The sequence below is a fragment of the Brachybacterium zhongshanense genome, assembly GCF_055385755.1.
Map to the genome: position 1 here is coordinate 2,059,517 of NZ_AP043790.1, position 25,567 is coordinate 2,085,083.

A 25,567-nucleotide genomic window follows, 5' to 3' on the forward strand; every position below is an offset into this window, starting at 1 on the left:
GCTTCCCGATCAGATCGTCTCGAGCTCGGTCTCCTTGGCGCTGAGCGCCTCGTCGACCAGCTCGATGTGACGCTTGGTGAGGGCCTCCAGCTCCTTCTCGGCTCGAGCGCCCTCGTCCTCGCCGATCTCCTTGTCCTTGACGAGCTTCTCGATGGCCTTCTTGGCGTTCCCGCGCGAGGCCCGGATCGCGACCTTCCCGTCCTCGGCCTTGTTCCTGGCGAGCTTGACGTACTCTCGGCGGCGCTCCTCGGTGAGGGCCGGCAGCACCACGCGCAGGTTGTCGCCGTTGTTCGTGGGATTCACCCCGAGGTCCGACTCGCGCAGAGCGGACTCGACAGCGCTGGTCGAGGTCTTGTCGTAGGGGGTGACGATGACCGTGCGGGCCTCGGGGAACTGCAGCGAGGCGAGCTGGTTCAGCGGAGTGGGAGCGCCGTAGTACTCGACGCTGATGCCCTCGAACATCGCAGCGCTGGCGCGGCCGGTGCGGATCGCGGAGAACTCGTCCTTGGTCACCCCGATCGACTTGACCATCCTGGACTCGGCGTCCTTCAGGATGCTGGGGATGTCATCGCTCATGGTCGGGTGCTCCTCGGTGTCGAAGGGGTGATCGCGGGCGCGATCGAAGACGGTCGGGTCCATTGTCGCGCATGGGCGCTGCGACGGTCGGATGCGGGGGGAAGAGGCAGGTGGGACGCGCGGCCGCGCCGCCTCCCCCATCGGGACGGGGCGGCGGGGACGATCGCGGCCGGGCGGTCGAGGGCTCTCAGGCTCCGGTGACGAGGGTGCCGATGCGCTCGCCCACCATCGCACGGGTGATGTTCCCGGGCGAGTCGAGGCCGAAGACCATCATCGGCTGGGCATTGTCCATGCAGAGGCTGAAGGCCGTCGCGTCCACGACCCGCAGGTTGCGCTGGAGCGCCTCCGCATAGGTGATGGCATCGAGCTTCTGGGCATCGGGGTCGATGCGAGGATCGGCGGTGTAGACGCCGTCGACGCCGTTCTTGGCCATCAGCACCTCCTGGCAGCCGATCTCCAGCGCCCTCTGGACGGCGACGGTGTCGGTCGAGAAGTACGGCATGCCGGCACCCGCACCGAAGATGACCACACGCCCCTTCTCCAGGTGGCGCACGGCTCGCAGCGGAAGGTACGGCTCTGCGACCTGGCCCATCGTGATGGCCGTCTGGACGCGGGTGGAGACGCCCTTCTGCTCCAGGAAGTCCTGCAGGGCGAGGCAGTTCATGACCGTGCCGAGCATGCCCATGTAATCCGCGCGCCGACGGTCCATCCCGCGCTGGGAGAGCTCCGCTCCGCGGAAGAAGTTGCCGCCGCCGACGACGATCGCGCACTCGATGCCCTGAGCCACGGCCTCGGCGATCTCCGCGGCGATGCGGGAGACCACATCGGGGTCGACGCCCACGGCACCGCCGCCGAAGGCCTCACCGGACAGCTTCAGCAGAACCCTCCGACCGCCCTCCTTCTTGGGGAGAACCGGGATCTGCGAAGTGATGGTCGCCTGGGTCATGGAAGTCCTTCCGGTCGAGGTCATCGGTGATGATACCGGCGCGGCCCCGCACCGAAGGTGCGGGGCCGCGAGCTGGTGGTCACGCTCACGCGCGGCCAGGGCGGGACGAGGCTGCACGCCCCGGCCCGACGCCGGATCAGTTGCCGACGCGGAAGCGGACGAAACCGGTGACGGTGCCGCCCGCGGCCTCGACGACCTTGCCGACGCTCTGCTTCGGGTCCTTGGCGAACGCCTGGTCCAGCAGGACGTTCTCCTTGAAGAAGCCGTTCAGGCGTCCCTCGACGATCTTGGGCAGAGCCTTCTCCGGCTTGCCCTCGTTCTTCGCGGTCTCCTCGGCGATGCGACGCTCGTTCTCCACGGTCTCCGCGGGGACCTCGTCACGCGTGAGGTACTTCGGGGAGTACGCGGCGATGTGCATGGCGACGTCGCGCGCGACCTCGGCGCCGGCCTTGTCGGTGGCGACGAGCACGCCGACCTGCGGGGGCAGGTCCTTGTTGGTGCGGTGCATGTACGAGGTGACGACCTCGCCGGTGACGCGACCGATGCGACGGACCTCGATCTTCTCACCCATGGTGGCACTGGCGTTGGTGAGGGCCTCGCCGAAGGGGGTCGCAGCCAGCTCGGCCGGCTCGGAGGCGCCGGACTCGACGGCCGCCGCGACGGCCTCATCGCCCAGGGCGATGAACTTCTCGTTCTTGGCCACGAAGTCGGTCTCGGAGTTGATCTCGACCAGGGTGCCGGTCTGACCGCCCTCGCCGTCGCGGATGTCGAAGGCCACCAGGCCCTCGGAGGCGGTGCGGCCCTCGCGCTTGGCGATGCCCTTCAGGCCCTTGACGCGGATGATCTCCACGGCCTTGGTCTTGTCGCCGTCGGCCTCGTCGAGGGCCTTCTTGACGTCGAGCATGCCCGCGCCGGTGGCCTCGCGGATCTCCTTGATGTCGGCTGCCGTGTAGTTAGCCATGTTCCTCTTCCTTGTGGGAGCTGCGTGCGTGCAGGGACGGACGGCTCGGCCGCCCGTGGGAGGGCCCGGGACCGACGCGGACGTCGGTCCCGGGCCCGGCGGGTCACTCGGCGGCCGGAGCCTCGGTGGAGGACTCCTCGGCGGCGGCCTCGGCGGGCGCCTCGGCAGCGGCCTCGGCGGCCACGGACTCCTCGGCCGGGGCGTCCTGCTGCTGCACCTCGGACTGAGCGAGGAGCTCGCGCTCCCACTCGGCCAGCGGCTCGGCGTCGACGGCGGAGACGTTCTTCTCGCCGCCGGTGCTCTTGGCGTGACGCTCCTGCAGGCCGGCGGCCACGGCATCGGCGATCACGCGGGTGAGCAGCGTGACGGAGCGGATGGCGTCGTCATTGCCCGGGATGGGGTAGGCGACCTCATCGGGATCGCAGTTGGTGTCGAGGATGGCGACGACCGGGATGTTGAGCTTCTGGGCCTCATCGACGGCCAGGTGCTCCTTGTTGGTGTCCACGACCCACACCGCGGAGGGGGCCTTGGACATGTCGCGGATGCCGCCGAGGGTCTTCTCGAGCTTGTCCTTCTCACGACGCATCATCAGCAGCTCCTTCTTGGTGCGGCCCGAGGAGGCCACATCGTCGAAGTCGATCTGCTCGAGCTCCTTCAGGCGGTTCACGCGCTGCGAGACCGTCTGCAGGTTGGTGAGCATGCCACCCAGCCAGCGCTGGTTGACGTAGGGCATGCCCACGCGGGTCGCCTGCTCCTGGATGGACTCCTGAGCCTGCTTCTTGGTGCCGACGAACAGCACGGTGCCGCCGTGGGCGACCGTCTGCTTGACGAAGTCGTAGGCCTTGTCGATGTACGACAGGGTCTGCATGAGGTCGACGATGTAGATGCCGTTGCGCTCGGTGAAGATGAAGCGACGCATCTTCGGGTTCCAGCGACGGGTCTGGTGCCCGAAGTGGACACCGCTCTCGAGGAGCTGGCGCATGGTCACGACTGCCATGGTGGGTCCTGTTCCGATCCTGGGCTCGCGCGGTGCACCCGTGGGCGTCCGCGGTCCTCGCGCAGGACCTCGTTCTCGGTTCCTCCCCTGCACCGGGTGGTGCGGGGCCTGGTGCCCGGGAGGTCGCCCGCCCCGGAGGCTCCGCTGGAAGCGGGGCCGACGGGGACCGCTGGACGACGAGCCCTGGTGGGCACGCGAAGTCATCCGGACGGACCGGATGCTGGCATGAGTCTATCCGACGCTCAGACTGGACCCCGCGCGTGATGCGTCACGTGGCGCACCGCCCCACGGCGCCGCCCTCCTGCGCGGCGCGATGGCTACTGACCAGCGATCCCGGATGCCAGTGCTCCTCCACAGACCATGCTCATCCACATTCCTTCGCGCCGCGGCGACAGCGACGTGAGCAGGGCATGGGATGGCGCTCATGACCCCGCGCTCCGCTCCGCCCCGCCCGCTCCTCTCGCATTCGTCGCCGCCCGGGCCGGAGCTGTCCTCCAGCTCCGGCCCCGCATCCTCTGCGCCGCTTCAGCCGCCGGCCCAGCGTCGGCGCCTGCTCCTGCGCATGCTGGCGCTCGTCCTCGCCATCCTCCTGGGCACCGACCTCCTGGCTCCCGCCGGGGCCGGCGCCGACGGACCTCGCTGGCAATGGCCCGTCGGCCCGTCCCCCTCCGTGGTCCGTTCCTTCGAGGCTCCGGACGGCCCTTACGGACCGGGCCACCGCGGGATCGACATCGGGACCGAAGCGGGTGCCGAGGTGCGTGCCGTCGAGTCCGGGACGGTGCGGTTCGTCGGCGAGATCGCCGGCCGGGGAGTCGTCTCGATCATCCACGCCGACGGGCTGATCTCCACCTATGAGCCTGTCAGTGCCGAGGTGAGCGCCGGGGACGCCGTGAGCGCAGGCGAGAGGATCGGGAGCGTCCGAGGAAGGGAGCAGGATCATGAGGAGGGCGATGCGATCAGCGCCTCCTCGCACTGCGGGGGCAGGAGCTGCCTGCATCTGGGAGCACGCCGGGGCTCGAAGGCGTACATCGATCCGCTCCTGCTCCTGGGTGCTCAGGCCCCCAGCGTCCTGCTGCGCTGGGATGGCATCAGGAGGACTGCTCCGAGCGCATCGGCGGCGCTCCGCCGATCCCCGGACGGATCCCGGGATCCGGCACGCATCGCCTCAGGCCCGCGGATGCGCCTGCTCGACCGTGCTGCGCAGACGCTCGGCGCTCACATGCGTGTAGATCTGCGTGGTCGCCAGGGAGGAATGCCCGAGGAAGTCCTGCACGCTGCGCAGATCAGCACCTCCCTCGACGAGATGGGTCGCAGCGCTGTGGCGCAGCGTGTGCGGACTGATCCTGCGATCGATGCCGGCTGCCGCGGAGTGCCGCTCCACGAGGGTCCGCACAGCCCGATCGCCGATCCGGCCGCCCCTTGCTCCCAGGAAGAGCGCCTCCCCCGCTCGAGCTCCCCCGCGATCGAACAGGATGGGGCGGCCATCGTTCTCCCAGCGTGAGATCGCCTCGAGAGCCGGCGCCCCGACGGGGACGACGCGATCCCTGTCCCCCTTGCCCCGCACCCGCACCGTCCGTCGGGAGCGATCGAGCCCGTTCCGGTCGAGGGCGACGAGCTCGGAGACGCGAAGGCCGGAGGAGTACAGGAGCTCCAGGATCGCCGCGTCACGCAGCGCGACCGCCCGCGAGACCGGATCCGGTCGCGCAGACTGCTGCTGCAGGTCCGTCGGCCGCGCGTCAGCGTCGGCGCTGTCGGCCTCGTCCATGAGCTCCGTCGCCTGGTCGACCGACAGGACGGTCGGCAGATGCCGGCCGCGCTTGGGGGCGCGCAGCCGTCCGCCCACGTCGTGCGGAATCCTCCCTGTGGCGGCGAGCCAGGTGCTGAAGGTGCGGGCGGCCGCAGCGGAGCGGGCGAGGGTGCTCGCTGCGACCCCGGTCTCCGCCCTCGAGGCGAGCCAGGAGCGCAGCGCAGCGATATCAAGCTCGGCGAGATCCGCCCGCTCGACATCGCGCAGATGGAGCAGGAGATCCTCGGCCTCCCGGACGTACGCGCGCACCGTGTGCTCGGAGCGCCCGCGCTCGAGCCCCAGATGCGCGGCGAAGGCCTCCAGGATCATCATCTGCGAGCGATCGAGCTCGCCGATGCCGTCCTGGACGTCCGGCATCGGGGACTCGGCGTCCGGCGCTCCCTGTGGGGTCATCGCACCAGTGTCGCCCATCCCTGTCTGAAGTCCAGGAGCGCGACGACACCGTCAGGAGCGGGTCGACACCGTGATGCCCCGAGGCGGGACTCACGGCGTCGCCGCCCGCGGAGGACGGCGTCACGCTCCTCTGGTCCTCCGGACGCTCTCGCCGGAGGGCTCGACCAGTCCGAGCACATCCAGTCTGCCCAGCACCGCATCGACCTGGGTCACGGTGAATCCGGTCTCGTCGACCAGCTTCTCGCGGGTGATCGACGAGCGCGGCGGGACCGCGTCCAGGACTCGCCGGTCCGAGGGGGAGAGCAGGTCGAGCTCGTCCTGGACGGCGAAGCGTCCGTCCCCCGCGGCCATGCCCCCGGGCAGGAGGTCGATGACGTCCTCGTTCTCGGTCACGAGGACTGCGCCTCGCTCACGGATGATCCGATGCGAACCGGCGCTCGCAGCGGAGGTGATCGGCCCGGGGACTGCGCCGATCGGACGCGAGAGATGATCCGCGAGCCGTGCCGTCGACAGCGCACCGGATCTCCAGGATGCCTCGACCACCACCACGGCCTCGGACAGAGCAGCGATCAGACGATTGCGGGACAGGAACCGCCAGCGGGTCGGCGCCGTCCCCGGCGGTGCCTCCGAGATCAGAAGATGCTGCTCGGCGATGCTCCTGAGCAGGCGCTCGTTCCCTCGCGGATACAGAGCGTCCAGCCCGCCGGCGAGGACGGCGATGGTGCGACCGCCGGCGGCGAGCGCCCCGCGATGCGCGGCGGCGTCGATACCGTAGGCACCGCCGGACACGACGGTCCCGCCCGCGGCCGCGAAGGCTGCGCCGAACGAAGCGGCGGCCTCCTCCCCATATGCCGTGGACGCTCGCGAGCCCACGAACGCGACCCGTCGGGCGCGGAGGATCTCATCGAGCCGGGCGGAACCGCGCAGCCACAGGCAATGAGGAGCAGTCTCCTGCAGGTCGTCGATGCATGGTGCCCACTCGTCGTGCTCCGGGGTGATCGCTCGGATCCCGAGACGGGCCGCCGAATCGAGGGCCTCGTCGACGTCGACCCTCTCCAGGCGGCGGCGCCAGCGCCCGAGGGCCTCCTGAGCCCGGGCGAGCGGAGGCCCTCCTGGCTGGGTCGGGTCCGCAGGAGCCTCGCCTCCGAGGGCTCGCAGGAGGCCGCGGGCGTCGGACGTCTCCGCGATGCGCAGCGCTTCGACCGGCCCGCGGTTCTGCCGCAGCAGCAGAGCCATCGCATCGGAGGGCTCAGCGGTCAGCGACCAGGTGATGCGGGCACGGCTCTCCTGGCTCATCGTGCATCCTCCTCGCGCAGGTTCAGCGCTTCTCCGATGTGCTGCTCATCCGGGTGCTCGATGCCGGCGAGGTCGGCGATGGTCCACGCGATGCGCACCACCCGGTCGTAGCCGCGCAGCGATATCGCCCCATGGGCGACCCGCATGTCCAGGAAGCGCCTGTCCGCAGGCCGGGGTGCGAAGCGCCGACGAAGCTCCGGAGCTGGGATCTGGGAGTTCAGGCTCCACGGATCCTCCGCGAATCTCTCCCGCTGCCGCGATCTGGCGTCGGCGACGCGTGCGGCGATCTTCGCGCTGGACTCCTCGAGCTCCTCTCCGATGCGCAGGACGTCGACGGGCGGCACCTCGACATGCATGTCGATCCGGTCCCGCAGCGGACCGGAGAGCCTGCTTCGGTACCGCCTCTGCTGGAGCGGTGTGCATCGGCAGCTCTCACCTCTCCCGAAGCTCATCCCGCAGGGGCACGGGTTCGATGCCATCACCAGCTGGAAGCGTGCCGGATAGCGCGAGACGTGCCGCTGCCGGTGCAGGGTGATGTCACCGGTCTCGAGAGGCTCGCGCAGTGCCTCCAGGACGCGTGAGGAGAACTCCGGTGCCTCGTCGAGGAACAGCACTCCCGCATGCGCTCGCGAGATCGCTCCCGGACGGGCGATCCCGGCGCCTCCGCCGACCATCGCCGCTGTGGTCGCCGTATGGTGCGGCGCCTCGAAGGGTGGTCGACGCAGCAGCCCCTGCTCAGGGTCGAAGCGCCCCGCGAGCGAGTGGACGGCAGACACCTCGAGCGCCTCGTCGACGTCGAGATCGGGGAGGATCCCCGGTATGCGCGACGCGATCATCGTCTTGCCCGATCCAGGCGGGCCGGTCAGCAGGAGATGATGCGCACCGGCGGCCGCGATCTCCGCGGCACGCCGGGCACGACGCTGCCCGACGACATCGCGGAAGTCCGGGACGGACGCCGACGCCACCGTCATCGGTCGGCCTCCGGTCCACGTCCCCACGCTCCTGTCCTCCTTCGCGTCCTCTCCCTGCGCGCGCACGACGGCCCGCAGAGGGCGCGCCGGGCCGGGATCGACCTCGGCGCCCCAGCGATGCAGGACGCCGCGCAGATCCGCCGCTGCGTGAACGGCGATCCCTTCGACCAGCTGTGCCTCGAGGAGGTTCTCCTGCGGCACGACAGCCTCGAGGATCCCCTGCTCCCGGGCGGCGACGAGCGCCGCGAGGACACCGGGCACCGGCCTCACACGGCCGTCCAGTCCCAGTTCGCCCAGATGGACGGTGCGGCGCTGTCCGCGACCGGGCAGATCTCCCTGAGCATCGGCGATGGCGACGGCCATCGCGAGGTCGAAGCCCGATCCGTGCTTCTGCTGCCAGGCAGGCGTCAGGTTGATGGTCAAGCGGCGCGGTGCGATCCCCAGCCCGCTGCGCGAGAGCGCCGCGCGGACGCGCTCGCGGGCCTGGAGCATGGAGGAGTCCGGCAGGCCGACGACGACGAAGGCCGGCAGACCGGAGGCGACGTCCGCCTCCACTTCGACAAGGGTCCCCTCGAGGCCGCTCAGGGAGACGGAGAGCGTGCGTGCGTGTCCCATCAGCCCACCGCCCGCAGATGCTCGAGTCCGACAGCGCCGTCGGTGTGCGCGTGCACTGCGACGACGTCGATCCGGACGTCGCGGTGGGGCGTCGACCTCTCCATGAGGTACTGCCCGACCAGACGTCGCAGGCGCTTCAGCTTGCGATCGGTCACCGCCGCCTGAGGCACCCCTGTGACGAAGCTGCGGCGGGTCTTCACCTCGAGGAACACGAGGGTCTGCCCATCCAGCGCCACGATGTCGAGCTCACCGGCGCCGAGGCGGAGGTTGCGCTCGATGACGACCCATCCCTGGGCGACGAGCCGCCGTGCGACGATCTCCTCGCCCGCCCGTCCGAGCTCTGCGGGGGTGAGGTCGCGCACTCCGTGCAGGGTCGTCGTGTCCGCGCCGACAGCGGTCGCGGCGGTGGCCGGGGGCGGTGCGGGTGGGCGGGTTCCGGTGGTGGCTGCGCTGTTCATGCCCCCAGCGTGCTGAGCGAGCGACTGCCTCGCATCGGGACGGCCCGCTCTGGGGACGACGGGCCTCTGGGGAGGAGCAGACAAGCTTCTGGGGAGGAGCACCGATGCCGGTCATAGGCACGCCGACGACCCTCGCCGAGGCTGCGCTCCCGGTGGAGGACGACGGATCCCGCTGCTCAGAGCAGCGAGATGTCCTCCTTGCTGAGCTCCTCGATGTTGACATCCTTGAACGTCACCACGCGCACGGAGCGGACGAAGCGGTTGGACCGGTAGATGTCCCAGACCCAGACGTCCGCGAGGTTCAGCTCGTAGAAGACCTCGCCGCCAGCCGAACGGACCTGCATGTCGACCTGATTGGCGAGGTAGAAGCGACGCTCGGTCTCCACCACGTACGTGAAGGTGCGCACGACGTCCCGGTATTCGCGGAAGAGCTGAAGCTCGAGGTCGGATTCGAAGTTCTCGAGGTCCTGGCTGCTCACCGACGCTCCTCCTCATGGTGCAGGGGCCACTGGTCGTCCCACAGTACGCCAGCAGAGCTGGGCGCCGAGGCCGACGGTAGCGCAGCAGAACGAGCGTCCGACGTCTCCCGCGCGGCCCGCTTCATCCCGGGAGTGCTCCCCGTCCCCAGGTTCCAGCTGCGGCGATGCTCCCGATGCGGTCCGAGGCGGCCTATGGCTTCGCGGTGCGCGGCTGAGCCGTATCCCTTGTTCCGCGCCCACGAGTAGCCCGGCGCCTGGGCGTCCAGCTCCACCAGCAGCGCGTCCCTCGCGACCTTGGCGAGGATGCTCGCAGCGGCGACGGAGGCGCAGTCCCGGTCCGCACCGACCCGCAGCGCGACCGGCGGGACCACGGCCCCGGAGGCCGCGAGGGCAGGGGTGACCACATCGACGTCTCCGTCCAGCAGGATCGCGTCGGGTCTGATGCCGGACGCCCCCAGCCCCTCGAGCGCACGGATCGCAGCCGCTGCGAGCGCGTCCATGATGCCCGCGCGGTCGATCTCGGCGGCGCTCGCCCAGCCGATCGCATGCGCTGCGGAGGACTCACGGATCGGGGCAGCCAGTGCTTCGCGGCGCTTCGGGCTCAGACGCTTGGAGTCGCGCACGCCGTCGGGCAGAGGGCTGCAGACGCCGTCGCGGACCTCGATCGCGACCGCTCCGACGGCGACCGGACCGGCCAGCGCCCCGCGACCCACCTCATCGAGCCCGACGACGATCCGGCGACCGGGACCGCACCGTCGAGCGAGCTCGAGCTCCACCTCGAGAGTGGGGACGGGGATGGTCATGAGGGGTCCGGGACGTCCGCGAAGGCGTCATGCCCCTGACCGAGCCTGGACCAGCTGCTGGCCGGCCAGAACACGAGAACGGCTCGTCCGGTGATGTTCGAGATCGGGACCATGCCTGCGCCGGTCCCCTCGCGGTCCTCGTGGTAGGCGGAGTCCGCCGAGGCCAGGCGGTTGTCGCCGAGCACCCAGACATCCCCCTCGGGGACCGTCACGTCGAACGCCGTCTGGCAGGCGGGAGTCGAGGGATTGATGTACGGCTCGTCGATGGTGACGCCGTTGACCTGCAGGTCCGCGCCCTCCTCCGCGCACACCACATGGTCGCCGGGCAGTCCGATCAGGCGCTTGACCAGATGGTTCTGCGAAGGGTCCGGAGCCAGGCCGATGAGGCTGAGGACTCCCAGGACGCGGTTGCGCACTCCGGTGTCGGAGGTCGCCTCGTTCTGGAGCCAGTCGTCGGGATCCTCGAACACGATCACGTCCCCGCGCTCGAGGTCGAACACGCCCGGTGTCAGCTTGGAGACGACGATCTTGTCGTCGACCACCAGGGTCGGGCTCATCGACGCGGAGGGGATGTAGAACGGCTGGATCAGGAAGGTCTTCACCAGGACGGCGATCACCAGGGCGATCACCATCGTCACGGCGGTATCCATCCACAGGGGCATCCTGCGCGGCGCCTCGCCGCGATGCACCGCCCGCTCTACGGGCTCCCCCTCGCCTGCGTCGAGATCATCTTCGGCGGCGTCCTCGGCAGCGCCATCAGCACCGCCACCGGCATGGTCCTCGCCGGCACCTCGGTCGGAGCCGCCTGAGGCGGGCGGATGCCCGGAGCCCTCCCGGGGTGCACCGGGCAGAGGTCCCCGATCCTGCTCAGGGGACGCGGGGCCTCGGGGCTCGTCGGACTCGTTCATCGCCGCGATCCTATCCGGAAGTCCCTGGACGTCACAGCACTGCTCCCCGCGAGAGCGGCCACACGATCCGGTCGACGGGACCGACCACCCTCGACACCGGGATCATCCCCCCTCCGGGGCGGCCCAGCAGGTTACGGGAGTCGGTGGAGTCCGAGCGGTTGTCGCCGAGCACGAACATGCGCCCCACCGGGACCTCGAGATCGAACTCGTCCTCGCTCGGGGCGACGCCGTCGGGCAGATAGGGCTCGTCGATCGCGACGCCGTCGACCTCGATGCGCCCGTCATCGCTGCAGCAGCTGACGGAGTCGCCCCCGACGGCGATCACGCGCTTGACCCAGTAGCGCCCGGTCGCGGACCCGCCGTCGGAGGAGCCGAAGTAGCCCGAACCGTCGAGCACCACGATCTGACCGCGCTCGGCGGTCCCCCGCTGAGAGCGATCCACGAGGATCACGTCGCCGACCTGGAGCGTCGGCTCCATCGAGGAGGACGGGACGCGGAACGGCTGGGTGACGAACTGCCTCACAGCGAACGCGGCCAGCAGCATCGCGACCACGCAGACGGCGGCGGCCACCACCAGGTGGGGCCGCCGCCGTGCAGGCGCCATCTCCGGGAGCATCCCTGAGACCAGCGATCTCGCAGTGATCAGCTGAAGTCGCGCTTCTCCTTGATGCGCGCCTTCTTGCCGGTCAGACCGCGCAGGTAGTACAGCTTCGCGCGGCGGACGTCACCGCGGGTGACGACCTCGATCTTGTCGATGGTCGGGGCGTGCACGGGGAACACGCGCTCCACGCCGACGCCGAAGGAGATCTTGCGGACGCGGAAGGTCTCTCCGACGCCGTGGCCCTGGCGGCCGATGACGTAGCCCTGGAAGACCTGGACGCGGGAGCGGTTGCCCTCGACGACCTTGACGTGGACCTTGACGTTGTCGCCGGCGCGGAACGCGGGGATGTCCTCGCGCAGCTGCGGCTTGGTGAGCTCGTCGAACTTCTGCATGCTCTTTCTCCGGCCTCCGCCTCAGGTCGGACGGCCTCGTTCGCGGGGCGCCAGGCGGCGCCCGTCATGAACCGTCGATCCGGCGAGGATCGTGAGGACTCCCCGTGCCGGTGTGCTGGGCCTCTGGCGGCGACTCCCATCGCCACGGACCTGCCCGACCGCTTGCAGCGGCCCTCCCCTGAGGCAGAGGGACGCGCGGCGCGCACGAACGACCATTCTGCCAGCGCGCTCCCGCCCCGGCAAGCTCGGCCCAGGACGACCCCGCTGGTCAGCGATGCGATCGGCTGTCAGCTGCGTCACGTGCATCGCGGCAGCGCCGAGCTCATGCGCGCCGTCCGGATCAGGCGCCGACCATCCCGCCTGCACCCTCGGGGCCCATCAGGTCCGGGCGACGCTCGCGGGTACGACGGATCGCCTGCTCACGGCGCCAGGCCGCGATCCGCCCGTGGTCTCCCGAGAGCAGGATCGCAGGCGCCTCGCGCAGCGTCCCGCCGGGGTCGGTCCAGGCCGCCGGGCGCGTGTAGAGCGGATACTCCAGGAGACCGTCGGCATGGGACTCCTCGACCAGCGACTCGGCGTTGCCGACCACACCCGGCACCAGCCGCACGACCGCCTCGGTGATCGCGAGCACGGCGACCTCGCCGCCGTTGAGCACGTAGTCGCCCAGCGAGGCGAGCGCGATCTCGAAGCCCTCGTCGGCGAGGTGCTCATAGACCCGCTCGTCGATGCCCTCATAGCGCCCGCACGCGAAGATGATCCACTCGCGCTCCGCCCAGACATGCGCGGTGGCCTGCACGAACGGCGCTCCGGCGGGATTGGGGAAGACGACCAGAGGTCGAGCCTCCGCACCGAGCGCTTCGCCTCCGCGGCGTCGCACGTCGGCGAACGCCTCGGCCCAGGGCTCGGGCTTCATCACCATGCCGGCACCGCCGCCGAGCGGGGTGTCGTCGACCGTGCGGTGCCTGTCGTGCGTGTAGTCGCGCAGATCATGGACATGCAGATCCACGATGCCCTCGCGGCGGGCCTTGCCGATGAGTGACAGCTCGAGGGGCGCGAGATAGTCGGGGAACAGGGTCAGGACGTCGATGCGCACGCGATCAGCCCTGCTCCGGCACGTCGTCATCGCTCTCAGGCTGCTCATCGAAGAGTCCTCCTGGGGGAGCGGCGACCACCAGTCCGGCCTCCAGGTCGATCTCCGGCACCAGCTGCTCGACCAGCGGCAGCTGCACCCGGCGGCGATCCGGGGTCCGCACCACCAGCAGATCCTGTGCCGGGTAGTGCTCGACGCCGACGACAGTTCCCAGCTCGCGTCGATCCTCGATGTGCACCACCGCGAGCCCCTTGAGCTGCGAGGGGTACCACGCGTCGGGATCGGCCTCGGCCTCCTCCGCCTCGTCGACCTCCATCACCAGGTCCACGCCGCGGAGCGCCTCGGCTCCGCTGCGATCGCTGATCTCCTCGAAGCGGACGTACCAGCGGTCCTGCTGCACCCGCGTGAAGAGCACGGTCAGCACCCGGGTGCTCGAGGTGCCGGCGCCCGACGGGATCTCGACCTCGAACTGCGCGCCGTCATGCAGCCGCTCCTCGGGGATGTCCGTGCGCAGGCGCAGCGACACCTCGCCCTTGAGTCCGTGCGCCCTGCCGATGGTCGCCACCACCACGTCGCGAGTGCTCATACCAGTCCTCCGTCGTCCGTCTCGTCGCCCGAGTCCGTGCTCCCCGTCTCGGGGCTGTCATATCCGATCGCCCCGCAGGCGGAGCCGAGGTGGTCCAGAGGCGTCTGCAGCCCGTCGGACCGGGTATCGCCCTCGAGGGCGTCGAGGAAGGGCTGACGCACCTCCTCGAGCGCCGCGCGGACGCCGTCGTCATCGACCGCCGAGATCTCCGCTCCGAGCAGGTCCGAGGTCGCCCGGACGTCGTCCATGCGGTCCGACGGAACCTGCATGGCGCTCAGCCCCACGAGCTTGAACATGTTGGAGGTCAGCACGTTGGCGTTGGCGAAGACGGTGAGCGTGCCTGGGGTGTCGAAGACGTCCGCGCAGACGAGTGCCGCCGGCTTGGTCCCGTCCTCGCCGCCGCCCGCAGCCCAGGATGCCGCGACGGAGGATCCGGCGCATGCACCGGCCAGACCCTCCCAGGCTGAGGCGAAGGCCTCGCCGTCCGCATCCGCGCCGCGCTCGGGCTCGCTGCGGAACCAGTCCGCGAGCTCGGCAGCAGCGGTGCGGGGGGCATCCTCGGGGACGTCCTCGAAGACGGCGTCGACGTCGTCGGCGGTCATCGCATAGAAGAACGGATCATCCGGCCCGGCATCAGGGGCGGTGGCCGCGCGGTCGAGGACGGTGCGGGAGAGCGGATCCCGATAGTCGGGGTCCCCCCAGAAGGTCCCGCAGGCGGCGTCCAGCTCGGCGGAGGCGGCCTGCGGGCTCTCCCCACGCCCGGAGGATGACTCCTCCGTCTGGTCGGCACCGGTCCCCGACGGGTCCTGCCCGCCTGCCGCGGTTCCGGATGGGAGGCCCGAGCATCCGACCAGCAGTGCGATGGCGAGACCCGTCAGGGCCGTACCGCGTGCCGCAGCCTCGAGGCGCGAGGCGAGCTCGGAGCGCCCGGACGACCGATCCGGAGCCGTCAGACGGCGGGAGCGGCGCCACCGGCCCATGCCGGCGGCGCCGCTCCCTGAAGAGGCGTTGCGCACCTCAGCGTCGGTCGACGTCGACGATGTCCACGCGGATGTCCTCGTCCGACAGCGCCGCGGTGACCGTGCGCAGGGCACGGGCGGTGCGGCCCGATCGGCCGATGACGCGACCGAGATCGGCAGGACTGACCCGGACCTCGAGCAGCGGACCGCGTCGGGTGGACTTCTCGCTCACCCGGACGTCGTCGGGGCTGTCGACGATCCCGCGGACGAGGTGGTCGAGTGCTTCGGCGCGCGCGCTCATCTCAGGCCTCGTCGGTGGTCGCGGCCTCGGCGTCCTCGGTGCTCTCGCCCTCGGCAGGGGCCTCCTCGGACCCGGCCTCGACCGCGGAGGCCTCCTTGGCCTTCTTGGCGCCCTCGCGGGACTCGGCGGCGGCCTTGTCGGCAGCGGCGATGAGCTCCTCCGCGGACTGCTTGGCCTCAGCGGTCTTCAGGGAGCCGGCCGCATCGGCCTCGCCCTTGAACTGCTGCCAGTCGCCCGTGATCTTGAGGATGGCGGCGACCTGCTCGGTCGGCTGCGCGCCGACGCCGAGCCAGTACTGCGCACGATCGCCCTTGACCTCGATCCGAGAGGGGTTCTCGGTCGGGTGGTAGATGCCGATCTCCTCGATCACGGAGCCGTCGCGCTTCTTGCGCGAGTCTGCCACGACGATGCGGTAGTACGGTGCACGGATCTTGCCCATGCGCTTCAGACGGATCTTGACAGCCACGTGTGTGGACTCTCCTTTTGGAAGTTCCGGTGAGTCCCGCCGCAGCCTGTGGGGTCATGCGGGCGCTGACGGTGCTCGGGGTGCCGCGCCATGGCGGGTAGAGGGCCGGCCAGGGCGCATACAGGAGAAGATTATGCCAGCTGCCCCGTCCTCGAATCCACCTGGGACCGGTGTGCGGCGAGGCACATGCCGGGCTCGGCCTCCTGGTCCGCCGTGCTCACCGCGCCACGATCCTGCCTCCGAGCACGACATGGGTCCGCTCGCGCAGAGCCCGATGGTCGAGCCGCGGGTCCCGGGGCACGACCAGCAGATCCGCCGGCTCCCCATCCGCCAGTCCCGGCGCTCCCAGGAACCTGCGCGGTCCCCACGCGGCCGCCTGCAGGATGGCCGTGCCGTCCAGTCCGGCGGCGGCCAGCTCGTCGAGCTCGTCATGGACGATCCCGTGACCGAGCACTCCCCCGGCGTCAGTCCCCACCAGGAGCTCCACCCCCGCGTCATGCGCATCCCGGGTGCGGTCGTAGCGCCCCTCGCGAAGCCGGCGCATATGGGCCGCATACTGCGGGAACCTCTTCTCCCCCTGACGCGCATAGGTCTCGAACTCCCCGACGTTCACGAGCGTCGTCACCACGGGCGTCCCGGACTCGGCCGTCCGACGGATCGTCTCGTCGGTCAATCCGGTCGCATGCTCCAGGCAGTCGAAGCCGGCGTCCAGCACCATCGGCAGCGTCTCCTCGTCGAAGGTGTGCGTGGTGATCCTCGCGCCCGCATCGTGCGCGGCGCGGGCCGCCGCCGCGAAGTCCTCCGCGTCCCAGCACGGCGCGAGGTCCCCGTTCCCGCGATCGATCCAGTCCCCCACCAGCTTCACCCACCCGTCCCCGCGACGCGCCTCACGCGCGACCGCTGTCGGCAGGTCCTCCGGCTCGATCTCGTCGGCATACCCGATCAGATACCGACGTGTGCGCGCCAGATGCCGCCCGCAGCGGACCAGCCGCGGCAGATCCGGATGCGTCTGGAGCGCTGAGGTGTCGGTGATCGAGCCGGCATCGCGGATGAGCAGGACGCCGGTGTCGCGATCCACGATCGCCTGCGCCCTGGCCGTCGCGAGGTCCGTCCCCGTCCCCTCGTCGCTGATGCCGACGTGGCAGTGCAGATCGGAGAGCCCCGGGACGACGAACCCCTCGACCTCGAGCGGCTCCATCTCGCCGGAAGCGGCGACCGCGGCTCTGAGCAGGTCGGACTCAGGACGCTCGTGATGGATGCGGCCGTCTATCACCCACGCCTCAGCCACCTCCTCCTCGGGTCCGACGAGGACAGGACCGCGCAGATGCAGCACGGGGTGCGCTGCGGCTCGGGGAGGGGCAGGGGCGAACATGCTCATGACCCGAGCGTAGACCGAGGCGCGCGGAGACGGATCCCGCGCCGACGGCTCACTTCCCGCCGAAGAGCTTCTGCATGTCCGGCGGAAGCTGGCTGGGGTCGAAGTCGGAGAGATCCGGCGCACCGTTCGCGCTCGGGCTCCCGGCATCGGCCGCAGCGCCCGCTCCGCCGCCGAACGCGGATCCGCCCTGGCCGCCCGCGGCCGCCTTGCGCTGAGCCTCGGCCGCCTCACGAGCTGCCTTGGCGGGGTTCTTGGACTTGGCCTTCTTCGACTTCGGCTGCGCCTGCATCCTGCCGCGCGACTTCTTGCCCATCCCCATGCCGGGTCCGCCGGGCATGCCGGGTGCTCCTCCCCCGGCCATGCCGCGGCCCATCTGCTTCATCATCTGCTGCGCCTGCTTGAAGCGATCGAGCAGCTGATTGACCTGCTGGACAGTGGTGCCCGAGCCCTTGGCGATGCGCCCTCGACGGGAGCCGTTGATGACCTTGGGGTTCGCTCGCTCCTCAGGCGTCATGGAGCGGATGATCGCCTCGATCCGCCCGAGCTCCCTCTCGTCGAAGCTGTCGAGCTGCTCACGGAACTGCCCCATGTTCGGGAGCATGCCGAGCATCTTCTTGATGCTGCCCATGTTCTTGAGCTGCTGCATCTGGTTGAGGAAGTCGTCGAGGGTGAAGTCCTCGCCGGCCGCAAGCTTCTTGGCGGCCTTCTCGGCCTCCTTCTGGTCGAAGGCCTTCTCCGCCTGCTCGATCAGGGTGAGCACATCACCCATGTCCAGGATGCGGTTGGCCATGCGATCCGGATGGAAGCGCTCGAAGTCGTCGAGGCTCTCGCCGGTCGAGGCAAACAGGATCGGGCGCTGCGTGACACCCGTGATCGACAGGGCCGCGCCGCCTCGCGCATCGCCGTCGAGCTTGGACAGGACCACGCCGGAGAAGCCGACGCCGTCCCGGAACGCCTCGGCGACGCGCGCGGCATCCTGACCGATCATCGCGTCGACGACGAACAGCGTCTCATGAGGGTTGACCGCATCGCGGATGTCCCTCGCCTGCTGCATCATCTCCTCGTCGATGCCCAGGCGCCCTGCCGTGTCGACGATGACGACGTCATGCTGCTGGAACTGCGCGGTGGAGACGCCGTTCATCGCGACCAGCACAGGATCGCCCACGCCGTTGCCGGGCTCCGGCGCGAACACCGGGACACCGGCCCGCTCGCCGACGATCTGGAGCTGGTTCACGGCGTTGGGGCGCTGGAGGTCCGCGGCGACGAGCAGCGGGGTGTGCCCTTCGGACTTCATCCACCTCGCGAGCTTGCCCGCGAGCGTGGTCTTGCCGGCGCCCTGGAGGCCCGCGAGCATGATGACCGTCGGAGGATGCTTGGCCCAGGTCAGCTCGCCGGTGGCGCCGCCGAGGACCTCGACCAGCTCGTCATGGACGATCTTGACGACCTGCTGCGCCGGGTTGAGGGCCTTGGAGACCTCCTCGCCCAGGGCGCGCTCCCGCACCCGACCGGTGAACTCGCGGACCACCGGCACCGCGACGTCGGCGTCGAGCAGGGCGCGCCGGATCTCGCGGATGGTCTTGTCGACGTCCGCCTCGGTGAGGCGGCCGTGACCGCGAAGCCCCTTGAGGGACGCGGTGATGCGATCGGACAGGTTGTTGAACACGAAGAGCTTCCCCTTGGTCGTGCGGACCGCACCAGTGTAGTGGCCTCGGCCGGACAGCCCGGGTGACGACCGCGAGAGACCTGCCACGCCGCCCCGGAGGACGGGATGACCGGATGACCGGTGCCCCCGGTGGCCGATGGGACGCTCCCGGGCTGCGGACCGCCGCCGCGGCGCCACGACGCCGCGGCGGCAGGCTCAGGTCGTCGCAGCGTCCATGAGTGCTGCGATGATGCGACCGACCGTCGGGGCGTCGAGCGCCCGGCCCTTCTGGTCGGTCAGGTAGAGCACGTCGATGGCCCTCTGGCCGAGGGTCATGACGTGGGCGCTGCGCACCTCGAGGCGATGCTGGGTGATCGTCTCGGCGACGTCCGCCAGCAGGCTCGGACGGTTGCGGGCATTGACCTGCACGACCGTCGCCTCGCTGGAGGCTCCGGGCAGGAGGGTGACCACAGGGGTGTCCTCCGTGCTGCGCGGGGGCGGAGGCGGGGGCAGCTCGAGGACGCGGGCATCGGCCCGATCCCGATGCTTCAGCTCGCGGTCCAGCGCCGAGCGCAGAGCCGAGGGATGGGGAAGGTCCTGATGTGTGCCGGAGACCCACCAGGTGTTCACGGCGATCCCGTCCATGGTCAGCACGACCGCGCTGCGCACGTCGATCCGCTGGCGGGCGAGCACGCGGGCCATCGCTGCGAAGACGCCGGCGCCATCGGGCGCGCCCAGGCAGATCTGCGAGATCGGCTCGTCCTCGGTGGGCGCCGGATAGAGCACCTGGGCGCTGTCGGTGCGCTGCACCGCCGCCACCACCGCCTCCTGGACGGAGCGCTGCGGGGTGAGCATGAGACGCGGTGCCGGCGCATTGCCGCTGAGCGCGTCGCGCGCCAGATCCGTGAGGTGGTCGACGAGCGAGGAGCGCCAGCCCGACCAGGCGGCGGGGCCCGCGGCGATCGCATCGGCCTCCGTGAGCGCGCGCAGGAGCTCCAGGATCGTCGGATCGCCCTGCACCGCGCGCAGCAGGTCCTGCAGCGTCGCGGGATCGGCGAGGTCGCGCCCGGTCGCGAGTCCCACGAGCGTGAGGTGCTCGCGCACGAGCGTGCCCACGATCCCGGCATCGGTCTCGTCGAAGCCCAGGTGCCGAGCGGCCGCCTCCGCGAGCGGTGCGCCCTCGCGGGCGTGATCGCGGGCGTCGGCGCGCTTGCCGAGGTCGTGGAGCAGCGCCGTGACCAGCAGCAGGTCGGGTCGGCCGACGCGCGCGAGGAACGGCTGGACCTCGCGCACCGTCTCGATCTGGTGGCGGTCCACCGTGAAGCGATGCACGGCTGATCGCTGGGGACGGTTGCGGACCTCCGACCAGCCCGGCACCCACCTCGCGAAGATCCCCTTCACGTCGAGCGCCTCGTAGGCGTCCGCGATGTGCTCGCCGGCCAGTGCGTCGACGAAGACATCGCGCTGCGCATCGGTGAACGGCCGCACCGGTGCCTCGGCGAGGCGCGCGAGGGTGGCGTCGGCCAGAGGGAGCCCCGTGGTGGCGGCATGACGGACCGCTGCGAGGTCCCGGAGCGGATCGGTGCTCCGCGGGTCGACGGACACCTCGCCGGCCTGAACCAGTGCTCCGTGCCCGACGCGAGAGATCGCCGGACGGCGGTCCGTGCCCGCGCCGTAGGTCCCTGCACCGCCGGGCGCCACAGCGGCCTGGGCGGCGCGGATGGTCCTATGCATCTCCCAGGTGACCGCGCGAGCCGCCTCGGCGAGCACCGCGAGATGATCGTCCGCGGTGGCGTGCCCGGTCAGGGCGGCGACCGCGTCCTGGTCGGCCCGGCCCAATCGGGTCCCGGACTTGCCGGTCACCGCCTGGAGCGCATCACGGGCGTCGGCGAGGACGTGAGCGGCATGGTCGATGACCGCGTGGTCGTGGTCGGCCAGCCAGCTCTCGGCGATGGCCCGGATGACCGTGATGTCACGCAGGCCCCCGCGATCGGACTTGAGGTTCGGTTCGATCGAATGGGCGAGCTGGCCGTAGCGGGCGCTGCGATCCTCCGCCAGCTCGACGACCTCGCCGATGCGGAGGCGGGCCTCACGTCGCCATTGGGCGCGCACCCGGGCGGAGGCGTCGTCCACGAGGGACTGGTCGCCCGCCACCAGGCGCAGGTCCAGGAGCGAGATCGCCGCCCGCAGATCGTCGCGCGCGACCTGCTCGCATTCCAGCGGGCTGCGCATCGAGTGGTCGAGCGACGTGCCCGAGTCCCAGATCGGATACCAGACGGCGCTCGCGAGGCGGGCGGACTCCGCGGCGTCGAGCTGGCCGGGATCGACCAGCAGCACCAGATCGAGATCGCTGCCCGGGCCGAGGGTGCGGCGACCGAGCGAGCCGATGGCGGCGAGGGCGGCTCCGGACGCCGGAGCGCCGGCCCCCAGCCAGAGCTCGTTCAGCCACTCGTCGACGAGAGCGGACTGATCGAGCCTGCGCTGGGGACCGGCGGAGGAATCCGCGAAGCCGGCGTTCAGGACCTGCGTGAGCCGGCGGCCGGGGAGCTCCTCAGAGTGCATCCGTTCCCCGTTCGCCGGTGCGGACGCGGACGACGGTGCCGACCTCGGTGGTCCAGACCTTCCCGTCGCCGATCCGCCCGCTGCGGGAGGCGGCGACGATCAGGTCGACGATGTCCTTCTCGTCGGGATCGTCGGCGAGGACCTCGATCTTCACCTTCGGGATGGTGTCGATCGTGTACTCGGCGCCGCGGTAGACCTCGGTGTGCCCGCCCTGGCGGCCGTAGCCGGCGACCTCAGTGATCGTGATCCCGCTGACCCCGTACTCGCGCAGGGAGTCGGTGACGGCCTGGAGGGCGTGGGGCTGGACGATGGCGGTGATGAGCTTCATCGGGCGTCTCCTGCGGTGACGGGCTGGGAGTCCTCGGCCGACGGTTCGGACGGGGCGGACTCGATGCGGACCGTACGATCGCGGCGGGCCGCGAGGGAGCCGCCCAGATCGTATCCGGACTCCGCATGGTGGGTGATGTCGATCCCTGCGGCCTCGTCGGCGTCGGAGATCCTCCAGCCGAGCGTGTACTTGATGGCCAGGGCGATCACAGCGGTGAGGACGCCGGAGAAGACCATCGCGGAGAGGGCCACCAGGATCTGCACCAGCAGCAGTCGCGCCCCGCCGCCGAAGATCAGGCCGCCGTCATCGGCCAGCACGCCGATCAGGATGGTGCCGACGAGACCGCCGACCAGGTGGACGCCGACGACATCGAGCGAGTCATCGATCCCGAAGCGGTACTTCAGGCCCACGGCCAGGGCGCACAGCGCACCGGCGATCAGACCGAGCACGATCGAGGTGACCGGGTTCAGCGCGGCGGCGGCCGGCGTGATGGCGACAAGGCCGGCGACCACGCCGGAGGCTGCGCCGAGCGAGGTGACGTGCTTGTCGCGGAGCTTCTCCACGAGGGCCCAGCCGAGCATCGCACCGGCGGTCGCGACGGTCGTGTTGACCCAGGCCAGACCCGCGGTGCCATCGGCCGTGCCGGCGGAGCCCGCGTTGAAGCCGAACCAGCCGAACCACAGCAGCGCCGCACCGAGCATGACCAGCGGCAGGTTGTGGGGCTTCATCGGCTCCTTGCCGAAGCCCTTGCGAGCACCGACGACGAGCGCGAGGACGAGGCCCGCGACACCAGCGTTGATGTGGACCACGGTGCCGCCCGCGAAGTCGACGGGCTCGGCGATCGAGGCGAAGATGCCGTCACCGCCCAGGAGTCCGCCGCCCCACACCATGTGCGCGAGGGGTGCGTACACGATCAGAACCCACACCAGGGCGAAGACCATCCAGGAGCCGAGCTTCACGCGATCGGCGATGGCGCCGGAGACGAGCGCCGTGGAGATGATCGCGAAGGTCATCTGGAAGCCGGCGGCGACGAAGAAGGGCACCCCGCTGCCGGCGAGGATCGACTGGTCGTCGGTGCCGGAGAGACCGAAGAACTCCAGCGGGTTGCCGAAGAGGCCTGCGACGTCAGATCCGAAGGCGATCGAGTATCCGCCGAGGACCCAGGCGACGGCCACGACGGCCATCGCCATGAAGGACATCAGCATCATGTTGAGAACGGTGCGGGCCCGCACCATCCCTCCGTAGAAGAGGGAGAGGCCGGGCGTCATGAGCAGCACGAGGGCGGCGCTGGCGAGTATCCAGGCTGTCGCCCCGGTGTCCAGGGTGAACTCCATGTCGGCTCCAGGGTGAGTGGTGGCGAACGGGGCGACAGGGCGCCCTGCTCGGTCGACCCAATCGGTCGATGGAGAACATCGTGGGAGAGCGCCGCCGATCCACCTATACCGGACAGCCCCCGTGATCGTTCCGTGACCGTGGTCGTCGTACCGTGGAACGGACGGGAGCCATCCGTTCCCCGGTCAGTCCCCCAGCAGCGCGTCGACGAAGCCGTGGGCGTCGAAGGGCGCGAGGTCGTCCATGCCCTCTCCGAGCCCGACCATCTTGACGGGAACACCCAGCTCCCGCTGGACGTTGACGACGATCCCGCCCTTCGCCGTGCCGTCCAGCTTCGTCAGGACGATGCCGGTGACGTCGACGGCCTCGGAGAAGACCCTCGCCTGCTGCATGCCGTTCTGACCGGTGGTGGCGTCGATGACCAGCAGGACCTCGGCGACCTTGTCGCCGTGCAGCCCCTTCTCTGCGACCCGACGCACCTTCCCGAGCTCGTCCATCAGGCCCTTCTTGTTCTGGAGCCTCCCGGCGGTGTCGACGATGACAACGTCGACGCCCTGCTCGATGCCCTCCTTCACAGCGTCGAACGCGACCGCCGCAGGGTCCGCCCCGTCGCGGTCGGAGCGCACGGTGTCCACTCCCACGCGGGCTCCCCAGGTCGCCAGCTGCTCGGCGGCGGCGGCGCGGAAGGTGTCAGCGGCGCCGAGGACCACGCTGCGATCCGCGGCCACGAGGACCCGCGCGAGCTTGCCGACGGTGGTGGTCTTGCCCGTGCCGTTGACGCCGACCATGAGGACGACGGACGGGACGCGAGCGCCGTCCTCCGCGGTCCGGGCCGTGGCGGCGACGCGTCGGTCGAGGGACGGGTCGACGAGCGCGAGCAGCTCCTCACGCAGCGCCTCGCGGACGGCGGAGGGCTCATCGCCGCCGATCACCTGCATGCGCCGGCGGAGGCTCTCCAGGAGCTCGTCGGTCGCATCAGGACCGAGATCGGCGAGCAGGAGGGTCTCCTCGATCTCGTCCCAGGTGTCCTCGTCGACGCTCGAGCGGGTCAGGAGGCTGAGGATCCCTCGGCCGAGAGCGCCGGAGCGGGAGAGCCGCTCGCGGAGCCGCAGCATGCGACTCTCCGGAGCCTCGGGCTTCTCGACGACCACGGCACCGGTCGCGGCGTCGGCCACGGGCTCCTCAGCGGCACCCTTGCCAGCGTGCTCCCCGTCGGTGCGCTCCTCTTCGGCGATGCCGGTGCCCTGCGCGGCATCGGGCGCGGCCTCAGTCGGCTCGCTCTCGGTCGCAGCCTGCTCGCTCTCGAGCGATGCCCTCTCGACCGGTGCGGCTCCGGCGGTCCGGTCCTCTGCGGTCGGCTCCGCCACGTCGGGCTCGGAGGGACTGCCCGTGGCCTCTTCCTCCTCGGAGGCACCGGACTCTGCGACGGGTCCCGGTGCGACGGACTCGTCCTTCGCCGTCGTCTCCGGAGCGGAGAGCGTGTCGGCCCAGGTCGGTGCCGCGGGACGCTCCTTGGCAGCAGTCGCCGTCGGCGTGTCGGAGCTGGTCCTCCCGGCGTCGTCCGGACGCTCCTCGCCCTCGCCCTGCGAGCCCTTCCTCCCGCGTCCGCGCACGAGGGCCCAGGCCCCGGCACCGAGGATGAGGAGGACGCCTCCTCCTCCGGCGATGAGGGAGAGGATGTCATTGGGATCCACGGGTCACCTCCGCGATCGGGGAAGCCGGCGCTGCGGCAGGACGTGCGCCAGTCTAGGGGCAGGGCGCCGACCTCTCGCAGGGACGAGATCGATGACCGGCCTCTGACGGGGCCCTGGTCACTCCGCAGATGGCGGAGGGTCGCGACGCTGCCCGGTCCGGGAGCTGTGCCCACGCGGTGCGCGGACGGAATCCTGCGCGCCGCGCTCCCGAGCGCGATCGGTGCGGACGTTCGGCAGGGCGACCATGACGACGATCCCGACCGCCACCAGCACGGCGACGAGCAGGAAGATGACGGTCACGAGCGTCAGGGACGACATGTCCTCATTGTGCACATACAGACCGGTTCCTCGCTGGGAACGCAGGAGGCCGGACGCTCCTGGACCCGCGGCACGTGCCGACCGACCCGCTGTCGGGCGTCCGCGCGCAGGACGTCGGCTGATGGCTCAGAGGGAACGGCTCATGCCGCACGGCCGATCAGGAATGCCCGGTCGACGGGGACAGCGGGCTCAGACCAGGCCCGGGAACCAGATCGCGATCTCTCGGGCTGCGGACTCCTCGGAGTCCGATCCGTGGACGAGATTCTGGATCACGGGCAGGTCCCACTCGCGGGCGAGGTCCCCGCGGATGGTGCCGGGGGCCGCCTCGGTGGGGTTGGTGGCACCGGCGAGGGAGCGGAAGCCCGCGATCACGCTGTCGCCCTCGGCGACGATCGCGACGAGCGGGGCGGAGCCCATGTACTCGACGAGGCCGGGGTAGAAGGGCTTCCCCTCGTGCTCGGCGTAGTGGGCGGAGAGCTCCTCGTCGGTGGCGGTGCGCTGGGCGAGGGCGATGATGTCGTAGCCCTTCGCCTCGATGCGCCGGATGATCTCCCCGCGCAGGCCACGCTGCACGGCATCGGGCTTGAGCAGGACCAGGGTGCGCTGTGCGGTCATGGCCCTACTGTACCGAGAGCTCTGCCATGCTCGGGACGCCTCCGCGAGGCTCAGAGCCGCTCCGCCGCTCCGGCACGGAGGCTCCGGCACGGT

27 protein-coding genes and 1 pseudogene are annotated in these 25,567 nt (G+C 70.7%); 2 read left to right on the top strand and 26 right to left on the bottom strand.

From position 1 onward, the window contains the following. Nucleotides 1-9: 9 nt before the first annotated feature. From frr to rpsB, 4 genes are all read right to left on the bottom strand, one after another. Complete coding sequence (frr, locus tag ACZ5AJ_RS09235; RefSeq protein ID WP_464133218.1) at nucleotides 10-576, bottom strand: ribosome recycling factor; 567 nt, start codon at nucleotides 574-576, stop codon at nucleotides 10-12. A 187-nt stretch (nucleotides 577-763) separates the two neighbouring features. Beyond that, entirely contained in the window at nucleotides 764-1,522 is a 759-nt protein-coding gene (pyrH, locus tag ACZ5AJ_RS09240) for a UMP kinase (protein WP_464133221.1), read from the bottom strand. A gap of 136 nt (nucleotides 1,523-1,658) precedes the next feature. Beyond that, nucleotides 1,659-2,483, bottom strand: coding sequence for a translation elongation factor Ts (tsf, locus tag ACZ5AJ_RS09245; protein ID WP_464133223.1), 825 nt, complete (start codon nucleotides 2,481-2,483; stop codon nucleotides 1,659-1,661). 103 nt (nucleotides 2,484-2,586) lie between these two features. Continuing rightward, nucleotides 2,587-3,480 carry a 30S ribosomal protein S2 gene (rpsB, locus tag ACZ5AJ_RS09250; RefSeq protein WP_464133226.1) on the bottom strand — a complete coding sequence of 298 codons (894 nt, stop codon included), beginning with the start codon at nucleotides 3,478-3,480 and terminating at the stop codon, nucleotides 2,587-2,589. A 562-nt stretch (nucleotides 3,481-4,042) separates the two neighbouring features. Here rpsB and ACZ5AJ_RS09255 point away from each other — a divergent pair. Continuing rightward, nucleotides 4,043-4,354: pseudogene (locus tag ACZ5AJ_RS09255) on the top strand (peptidoglycan DD-metalloendopeptidase family protein); the annotation flags it as partial. A 291-nt stretch (nucleotides 4,355-4,645) separates the two neighbouring features. Here the strand turns inward: ACZ5AJ_RS09255 and ACZ5AJ_RS09260 are convergent. The 7 genes from ACZ5AJ_RS09260 to lepB (ACZ5AJ_RS09290) all read right to left on the bottom strand — a co-directional run bounded on the left by ACZ5AJ_RS09260 (nucleotide 4,646) and on the right by lepB (ACZ5AJ_RS09290) (nucleotide 10,952). Next, on the bottom strand, nucleotides 4,646-5,680 hold the full coding sequence (locus ACZ5AJ_RS09260) for a tyrosine recombinase XerC (RefSeq protein WP_464133229.1): 1,035 nt from the start codon (nucleotides 5,678-5,680) through the stop codon (nucleotides 4,646-4,648). A 120-nt stretch (nucleotides 5,681-5,800) separates the two neighbouring features. Continuing rightward, complete coding sequence (gene dprA, locus ACZ5AJ_RS09265; protein WP_464133232.1) at nucleotides 5,801-6,976, bottom strand: DNA-processing protein DprA; 1,176 nt, start codon at nucleotides 6,974-6,976, stop codon at nucleotides 5,801-5,803. Continuing rightward, a complete protein-coding gene (locus tag ACZ5AJ_RS09270) occupies nucleotides 6,973-8,562 on the bottom strand; it encodes a YifB family Mg chelatase-like AAA ATPase (RefSeq protein WP_464133236.1) in 1,590 nt (529 codons plus the stop codon). Before ACZ5AJ_RS09270 ends, dprA begins: the two co-directional genes overlap by 4 nt. Then, nucleotides 8,562-9,020, bottom strand: coding sequence for a YraN family protein (locus tag ACZ5AJ_RS09275; RefSeq protein WP_464133239.1), 459 nt, complete (start codon nucleotides 9,018-9,020; stop codon nucleotides 8,562-8,564). The genes ACZ5AJ_RS09270 and ACZ5AJ_RS09275 overlap by 1 nt, the downstream gene beginning before the upstream one ends. Nucleotides 9,021-9,196: 176 nt before the next feature. Further along, complete coding sequence (locus ACZ5AJ_RS09280) at nucleotides 9,197-9,499, bottom strand: DUF2469 domain-containing protein (protein ID WP_464133243.1); 303 nt, start codon at nucleotides 9,497-9,499, stop codon at nucleotides 9,197-9,199. Next, nucleotides 9,496-10,302, bottom strand: coding sequence for a ribonuclease HII (locus tag ACZ5AJ_RS09285; RefSeq protein ID WP_464133246.1), 807 nt, complete (start codon nucleotides 10,300-10,302; stop codon nucleotides 9,496-9,498). Before ACZ5AJ_RS09285 ends, ACZ5AJ_RS09280 begins: the two co-directional genes overlap by 4 nt. Then, nucleotides 10,299-10,952 (bottom strand): signal peptidase I, encoded by a 654-nt coding sequence (lepB, locus tag ACZ5AJ_RS09290; RefSeq protein WP_464133249.1) that lies wholly within the window; start codon nucleotides 10,950-10,952, stop codon nucleotides 10,299-10,301. Before lepB (ACZ5AJ_RS09290) ends, ACZ5AJ_RS09285 begins: the two co-directional genes overlap by 4 nt. Nucleotides 10,953-10,985: 33 nt before the next feature. On the opposite strand from lepB (ACZ5AJ_RS09290), the gene ACZ5AJ_RS09295 reads away from it, so the two are divergent. Next, complete coding sequence (locus ACZ5AJ_RS09295) at nucleotides 10,986-11,111, top strand: hypothetical protein (protein WP_464133252.1); 126 nt, start codon at nucleotides 10,986-10,988, stop codon at nucleotides 11,109-11,111. A 130-nt stretch (nucleotides 11,112-11,241) separates the two neighbouring features. On the opposite strand, the gene lepB (ACZ5AJ_RS09300) is transcribed toward ACZ5AJ_RS09295, so the two are convergent. The 15 genes from lepB (ACZ5AJ_RS09300) to ndk all read right to left on the bottom strand — a co-directional run bounded on the left by lepB (ACZ5AJ_RS09300) (nucleotide 11,242) and on the right by ndk (nucleotide 25,474). Further along, on the bottom strand, nucleotides 11,242-11,814 hold the full coding sequence (lepB, locus tag ACZ5AJ_RS09300) for a signal peptidase I (protein WP_464133255.1): 573 nt from the start codon (nucleotides 11,812-11,814) through the stop codon (nucleotides 11,242-11,244). Between the two features lie 38 nt (nucleotides 11,815-11,852). Beyond that, nucleotides 11,853-12,203 (bottom strand): 50S ribosomal protein L19, encoded by a 351-nt coding sequence (rplS, locus tag ACZ5AJ_RS09305; protein ID WP_464133259.1) that lies wholly within the window; start codon nucleotides 12,201-12,203, stop codon nucleotides 11,853-11,855. Nucleotides 12,204-12,543: 340 nt separating this feature from the next. Next, nucleotides 12,544-13,344: a tRNA (guanosine(37)-N1)-methyltransferase TrmD gene (gene trmD, locus ACZ5AJ_RS09310; protein ID WP_464133262.1), complete on the bottom strand. Its 801-nt coding sequence runs from the start codon at nucleotides 13,342-13,344 to the stop codon at nucleotides 12,544-12,546. Next, nucleotides 13,301-13,879 (bottom strand): ribosome maturation factor RimM, encoded by a 579-nt coding sequence (rimM, locus tag ACZ5AJ_RS09315; RefSeq protein WP_464133264.1) that lies wholly within the window; start codon nucleotides 13,877-13,879, stop codon nucleotides 13,301-13,303. Before rimM ends, trmD begins: the two co-directional genes overlap by 44 nt. Continuing rightward, entirely contained in the window at nucleotides 13,876-14,895 is a 1,020-nt protein-coding gene (locus ACZ5AJ_RS09320) for a hypothetical protein (RefSeq protein WP_464133267.1), read from the bottom strand. The genes rimM and ACZ5AJ_RS09320 overlap by 4 nt, the downstream gene beginning before the upstream one ends. Before the next feature lies 1 nt (nucleotide 14,896). Continuing rightward, complete coding sequence (locus tag ACZ5AJ_RS09325; RefSeq protein ID WP_464133269.1) at nucleotides 14,897-15,139, bottom strand: RNA-binding protein; 243 nt, start codon at nucleotides 15,137-15,139, stop codon at nucleotides 14,897-14,899. A gap of 1 nt (nucleotide 15,140) precedes the next feature. Beyond that, nucleotides 15,141-15,605 (bottom strand): 30S ribosomal protein S16, encoded by a 465-nt coding sequence (gene rpsP, locus ACZ5AJ_RS09330; protein ID WP_464133271.1) that lies wholly within the window; start codon nucleotides 15,603-15,605, stop codon nucleotides 15,141-15,143. 217 nt (nucleotides 15,606-15,822) lie between these two features. Beyond that, nucleotides 15,823-16,983, bottom strand: a complete 1,161-nt coding sequence (locus ACZ5AJ_RS09335; protein WP_464133276.1) for an amidohydrolase family protein — start codon at nucleotides 16,981-16,983, stop codon at nucleotides 15,823-15,825. A gap of 49 nt (nucleotides 16,984-17,032) precedes the next feature. Beyond that, nucleotides 17,033-18,646, bottom strand: coding sequence for a signal recognition particle protein (gene ffh / locus ACZ5AJ_RS09340; RefSeq protein WP_464133280.1), 1,614 nt, complete (start codon nucleotides 18,644-18,646; stop codon nucleotides 17,033-17,035). Between the two features lie 195 nt (nucleotides 18,647-18,841). Next, nucleotides 18,842-21,187: a [protein-PII] uridylyltransferase family protein gene (locus tag ACZ5AJ_RS09345; protein WP_464133283.1), complete on the bottom strand. Its 2,346-nt coding sequence runs from the start codon at nucleotides 21,185-21,187 to the stop codon at nucleotides 18,842-18,844. Then, the gene (locus ACZ5AJ_RS09350; RefSeq protein ID WP_464133286.1) at nucleotides 21,177-21,515 is read right to left on the bottom strand and encodes a P-II family nitrogen regulator; all 339 of its coding nucleotides are present in this window, start codon (nucleotides 21,513-21,515) and stop codon (nucleotides 21,177-21,179) included. Before ACZ5AJ_RS09350 ends, ACZ5AJ_RS09345 begins: the two co-directional genes overlap by 11 nt. After that, nucleotides 21,512-22,849, bottom strand: coding sequence for an ammonium transporter (locus tag ACZ5AJ_RS09355; protein WP_464133290.1), 1,338 nt, complete (start codon nucleotides 22,847-22,849; stop codon nucleotides 21,512-21,514). The genes ACZ5AJ_RS09350 and ACZ5AJ_RS09355 overlap by 4 nt, the downstream gene beginning before the upstream one ends. 183 nt (nucleotides 22,850-23,032) lie before the next feature. Next, nucleotides 23,033-24,541 carry a signal recognition particle-docking protein FtsY gene (gene ftsY / locus ACZ5AJ_RS09360; RefSeq protein ID WP_464133293.1) on the bottom strand — a complete coding sequence of 503 codons (1,509 nt, stop codon included), beginning with the start codon at nucleotides 24,539-24,541 and terminating at the stop codon, nucleotides 23,033-23,035. A gap of 117 nt (nucleotides 24,542-24,658) precedes the next feature. Then, nucleotides 24,659-24,859 (bottom strand): hypothetical protein, encoded by a 201-nt coding sequence (locus ACZ5AJ_RS09365; protein WP_464133296.1) that lies wholly within the window; start codon nucleotides 24,857-24,859, stop codon nucleotides 24,659-24,661. 189 nt (nucleotides 24,860-25,048) lie between these two features. After that, nucleotides 25,049-25,474 (bottom strand): nucleoside-diphosphate kinase, encoded by a 426-nt coding sequence (ndk, locus tag ACZ5AJ_RS09370; RefSeq protein ID WP_464133298.1) that lies wholly within the window; start codon nucleotides 25,472-25,474, stop codon nucleotides 25,049-25,051. Nucleotides 25,475-25,567 lie beyond the last annotated feature (93 nt).

Excerpts from the sequence above, each read along its gene's own strand:
- ACZ5AJ_RS09335 (WP_464133276.1), bottom strand. The coding sequence starts at position 16,983 with ATGAGCATGTTCGCCCCTGCCCCTCCCCGAGCCGCAGCGCACCCCGTG.
- pyrH (WP_464133221.1), bottom strand. The coding sequence starts at position 1,522 with ATGACCCAGGCGACCATCACTTCGCAGATCCCGGTTCTCCCCAAGAAG.
- ACZ5AJ_RS09350 (WP_464133286.1), bottom strand. The coding sequence starts at position 21,515 with ATGAAGCTCATCACCGCCATCGTCCAGCCCCACGCCCTCCAGGCCGTC.
- ACZ5AJ_RS09285 (WP_464133246.1), bottom strand. The coding sequence starts at position 10,302 with ATGACCATCCCCGTCCCCACTCTCGAGGTGGAGCTCGAGCTCGCTCGA.
- rimM (WP_464133264.1), bottom strand. The coding sequence starts at position 13,879 with ATGAGCACTCGCGACGTGGTGGTGGCGACCATCGGCAGGGCGCACGGA.
- lepB (WP_464133249.1), bottom strand. The coding sequence starts at position 10,952 with ATGGATACCGCCGTGACGATGGTGATCGCCCTGGTGATCGCCGTCCTG.
- ACZ5AJ_RS09365 (WP_464133296.1), bottom strand. The coding sequence starts at position 24,859 with ATGTCGTCCCTGACGCTCGTGACCGTCATCTTCCTGCTCGTCGCCGTG.
- ACZ5AJ_RS09275 (WP_464133239.1), bottom strand. The coding sequence starts at position 9,020 with ATGAACAGCGCAGCCACCACCGGAACCCGCCCACCCGCACCGCCCCCG.
- dprA (WP_464133232.1), bottom strand. The coding sequence starts at position 6,976 with ATGAGCCAGGAGAGCCGTGCCCGCATCACCTGGTCGCTGACCGCTGAG.
- ACZ5AJ_RS09325 (WP_464133269.1), bottom strand. The coding sequence starts at position 15,139 with ATGAGCGCGCGCGCCGAAGCACTCGACCACCTCGTCCGCGGGATCGTC.
- lepB (WP_464133255.1), bottom strand. The coding sequence starts at position 11,814 with ATGGCGCCTGCACGGCGGCGGCCCCACCTGGTGGTGGCCGCCGCCGTC.
- ACZ5AJ_RS09260 (WP_464133229.1), bottom strand. The coding sequence starts at position 5,680 with ATGACCCCACAGGGAGCGCCGGACGCCGAGTCCCCGATGCCGGACGTC.
- ACZ5AJ_RS09355 (WP_464133290.1), bottom strand. The coding sequence starts at position 22,849 with ATGGAGTTCACCCTGGACACCGGGGCGACAGCCTGGATACTCGCCAGC.
- ACZ5AJ_RS09345 (WP_464133283.1), bottom strand. The coding sequence starts at position 21,187 with ATGCACTCTGAGGAGCTCCCCGGCCGCCGGCTCACGCAGGTCCTGAAC.
- rplS (WP_464133259.1), bottom strand. The coding sequence starts at position 12,203 with ATGCAGAAGTTCGACGAGCTCACCAAGCCGCAGCTGCGCGAGGACATC.
- ACZ5AJ_RS09295 (WP_464133252.1), top strand. The coding sequence starts at position 10,986 with ATGCACCGCCCGCTCTACGGGCTCCCCCTCGCCTGCGTCGAGATCATC.
- frr (WP_464133218.1), bottom strand. The coding sequence starts at position 576 with ATGAGCGATGACATCCCCAGCATCCTGAAGGACGCCGAGTCCAGGATG.
- tsf (WP_464133223.1), bottom strand. The coding sequence starts at position 2,483 with ATGGCTAACTACACGGCAGCCGACATCAAGGAGATCCGCGAGGCCACC.
- rpsB (WP_464133226.1), bottom strand. The coding sequence starts at position 3,480 with ATGGCAGTCGTGACCATGCGCCAGCTCCTCGAGAGCGGTGTCCACTTC.
- ndk (WP_464133298.1), bottom strand. The coding sequence starts at position 25,474 with ATGACCGCACAGCGCACCCTGGTCCTGCTCAAGCCCGATGCCGTGCAG.
- ACZ5AJ_RS09270 (WP_464133236.1), bottom strand. The coding sequence starts at position 8,562 with ATGGGACACGCACGCACGCTCTCCGTCTCCCTGAGCGGCCTCGAGGGG.
- trmD (WP_464133262.1), bottom strand. The coding sequence starts at position 13,344 with ATGAGCAGCCTGAGAGCGATGACGACGTGCCGGAGCAGGGCTGATCGC.